3 protein-coding genes are annotated in these 3,440 nt (G+C 41.2%); all 3 read right to left on the bottom strand.

Annotated elements, in window-relative coordinates; all coding sequences use genetic code 11:
• A partial coding sequence (locus KQI32_RS12995; RefSeq protein ID WP_216423449.1) for a transposase occupies positions 1-269 on the bottom strand: 269 nt, incomplete at its 3' end.
• A gap of 350 nt (positions 270-619) precedes the next feature.
• Positions 620-1,486, bottom strand: a complete 867-nt coding sequence (locus KQI32_RS12990; protein ID WP_216426022.1) for a hypothetical protein — start codon at positions 1,484-1,486, stop codon at positions 620-622.
• A gap of 1 nt (position 1,487) precedes the next feature.
• The coding region (locus KQI32_RS12985; RefSeq protein WP_216426020.1) for an RHS repeat-associated core domain-containing protein at positions 1,488-3,440 on the bottom strand (1,953 nt) is incomplete at its 5' end.

Genomic DNA, 3,440 nt, shown 5'->3' with positions numbered 1-3,440 from the left:
TATGCGATGTTCATGCCAATCTCCTGCATGGTACGGCGCAGCGAGGGGATGCCGTACAGGTGCTGGATGAACACAATTTTGAACAATACCACCGGGTCAATGCTGGGACGGCCGTTGTCGCGGCTGTAAAGCGCATCCACCAAGTCGTACAGATGCGTAAAATCCACCGCGCTGTCAATCTGCCGCAGCAGATGCTCCGATGGAACCAGCTCCTCCAAACATAGGATTTCTACTACATTTCTGCGCAATTCCTGCTCTTTTGCTAGCACACGCCGTCCCTCCCCAGTCTTTTCTTATCTTTATTTTACCACACATACGCAAAAAAGCCCAGTGTATACTGGACTTTTTCGACAGGCTGAAATGGGGACTAGAGTAATTTCTAGTCCCCATTTTTTTACAAGTTTTTGATAAATGAGATGTGATTGTTAGCTGTATTGGTTATCAGATTTTTCATATAGATGGATACAGAGGAAAAGGCAGGGGACGAAAATAATGTCACCTGTTGTCAGACATCAAATTCGTCCCTTGATCCAGTTTAACATATGCGCCCTGTTCTATGCTTTCTAACCCCGATCTAGTAGTCTCTCTCCATTCCCAATCTTTGGATGATAATTGTACATTAGTTGCTTATTCCAGTACTTATGCTATCTACTAATTCCACTTCTTCATTATCCACCTTGACTTTTACTAAATCGAAGTATTTTTGACTTGCAAGCAAATGCCAACTTTTATTTTCATACAGTTCATTTTCTTTAGCGATAACTCTGTTGTATTTCTTTAAAATATTCAAATCTTCCTCAGAGAAATCAAGTATCTTCAACCTTTCAATAGGATCAGCAGAACCGTTCTTCCAGTAAAGATTAACATCTAGATTTCCAATGTCTTTGCGAGTGTTACTTAAATCTTCTACAAATAAATCACAAATGAAATATCCTTGATTATGCATTTCGTCAAAAAAACTACTTTCATCTTTAAGATTTCTTATTTTGTCACATGCTCCTTCGTACATTAAACTGTTATTAGTCAAACCTTCGCACAGTGCTATAATATGTAGACCGGAAAAGGTATAACCAAAATGGATACGAGAATTTGCGAACATTCCATTATTAATTTCATCCTTTTTACTCTCGACAAACATCAAATCTTCTTTAGATAAATAGTTCTTATACACTCCAAGCAATGCAGTTGCCCTATCAGCGGCCATAATTCGATTATAAGCTATTCTTCCGTTTTGTTGATTATATGTCACTCTATTATTTTTGTCTTCCAGATTCACAAAATCATCTTCAGACATATTCTGATAAAATTCGCAAAACTCGATGAATAGTTTTTGTGCGACATCATTTTTCCAAGAACAATCTTCCGAATTATTAACAACTGTATTTTGTCGATCATTAACTAGTTTTTGCTCATCATTTGAAATCTTTTTTACATTGCAGCCACTAATAAAAAGCATAATAATTGATATCCAGATTATCTTCCGCATTTTATTGCCACTCCTTATTTGTATATACTCTCCAAAAATTATTTACATGAGCACATACTTCAGCATTCTTTCTATATCCAGAACAACTTCCGCTATTATAATTTGAATAAGTCGCTTTTAATAAATCATCCCCAGTGTATCCATAACTGACTGCCTCGTTATAACACTTACTCAGATAATCGATCCCATAATCAACATTATTTTGCCAATTATTCACAATATCTTTTCCATTAACTGTTGTTTTAGATCCTTTATCAAAATGCACTGAATTTATCTGCATCACGCCATAATCTCCTCCGCCATTATCTACTCTACCTGTAGATGGCAAGATTTGATTTATACTACTCTCGGTCATTGCAGTTGCTAAAGCCAAATCCACTGGCACCCCTCTATTCCATGCTGATTGGACAATGTAGTTTTTCATTTGCTCTTTGCTTGCATTCATGTCCGTACCACTGCCTACATCTCCAAAGAAGTCGTTTAATATCATTTGATCATTAACAACTGAACGATCGCTGCTATTAATGGTATAATCGGCTGACGTGTAAGTTTTAATTTTTCCATTCAATTCTACAGTAATTGATTTCAAACCATATTTAAAGCCCATTATATTATGCTGATTTGGTGTGACTGTACCTCCAAGCTTTTCTACCATTTCTCGTAATAAGACATCTGTCAAACCATTAGGATCAATTTTATTAACCGGATTCCCTGTACAGTAGGAGTACCAATTTGTTCCATCCTTTGCTGGATCTTCAGAAATAAACCTTCCAATACTACTGTCATAATACCTTGCCCTGAGGTAGATAAATCCGGTTTCATTGTCGAAATATTCTCCGCAGTAACGGAACGGATTGTTGTCTTCTGCCTGTTCCTGCTTCTGATTCCCGAACGCGTCGTAGGTATAATCTTTCAGGACAGTGCCGCTTGCGCTGAGCAATTGTGCGGTATCTCCATGGGTATTGAAGGAATAATATTCTTTGCCTCCTTCGTTCACCGTTCGGGAGATAGGGGAGAGGCCTCTGACAAACACCTGCTTTTCCCCGGCCTTGTCGTCCATGACAATGTTCTGTCCGTCATAGATATGGCTGGTGGTCACGCCGTTGGTGGATTTGCTCTGGCGCAGGCCGTTGGCGTCATAGGTGTAGGTCGTTGTCACATTGTTTATGGTTGCTTTCGTCATCCGGTTCAGCGGATCGTATTCAAACAGCTGGATTCCGTTGGGATCCTCCCCGATGGTGACCGACGGTTCTCCCGTTGCTTCACCGATGGTGGTGATGGTCTTCATGGTTTGGTTGCCCATGTTGTCATAGAAGAAGTTTCTTACCGTCTGGCCTTCTCCCGCCGTTTCCCGGTCTTCCAGCAGCCAGTTATTCTTATTATACTGATAAGTGTTTGTCTTTATGACGTTGCCCGACGCATCCTTTTCCACCTTCCGGCTCCGGTTCAGGAAGCTGTCGTACTGATAGATGGTCTGGCTTTCCCCGGCGATAACCTCCTGGGGCAGCCTGCCCATATCATCATAGAGATAGCTGGTGGTCGGCTTTCCGCTTTCCGCAATGCTTTCCTTGTTGCCGTCCAGATAGTAGCTGACGGAATACTGTCCCAAAACATTTTCTCCCAATCGGTTGGTCTGAGCAGTCATCAAATTCGCCTGGTTATAGGTGTACTGGGTATTGACTGCTCCCGTCGTGCTCAACAGGTTTCCGTTGTTGTCGTACGAATAGCTTGTTGTCTCTCCGTCATTTGTCACGGAAATCAGACGGTTTTGTATGTCATACGCATAGGTCGTGTTCAGTTCGATGGTTCCGCTGTTCGTCAGCTTGAAACTCTTCCGGTTTCCGTTGGCGTCGTAGGTATAATCCTTCACCACGCCGCCTTTGGTTTCTTTTAAAAGCTGTCCCAGTCCGTCATAGGTGTAGTTCGTCGTTCCGCTGGAATCGGATACTTGCTT

It is taken from the genome of Acetivibrio sp. MSJd-27, from assembly GCF_018918095.1.
Taxonomy (GTDB): domain Bacteria; phylum Bacillota; class Clostridia; order UMGS1840; family HGM11507; genus HGM11507.
Note: the sequence above shows the minus strand (reverse complement) of the source record. Positions and strands in the feature narration are given on the sequence as shown.

Excerpts from the sequence above, each read along its gene's own strand:
- KQI32_RS12990 (WP_216426022.1), bottom strand. The coding sequence starts at position 1,486 with ATGCGGAAGATAATCTGGATATCAATTATTATGCTTTTTATTAGTGGC.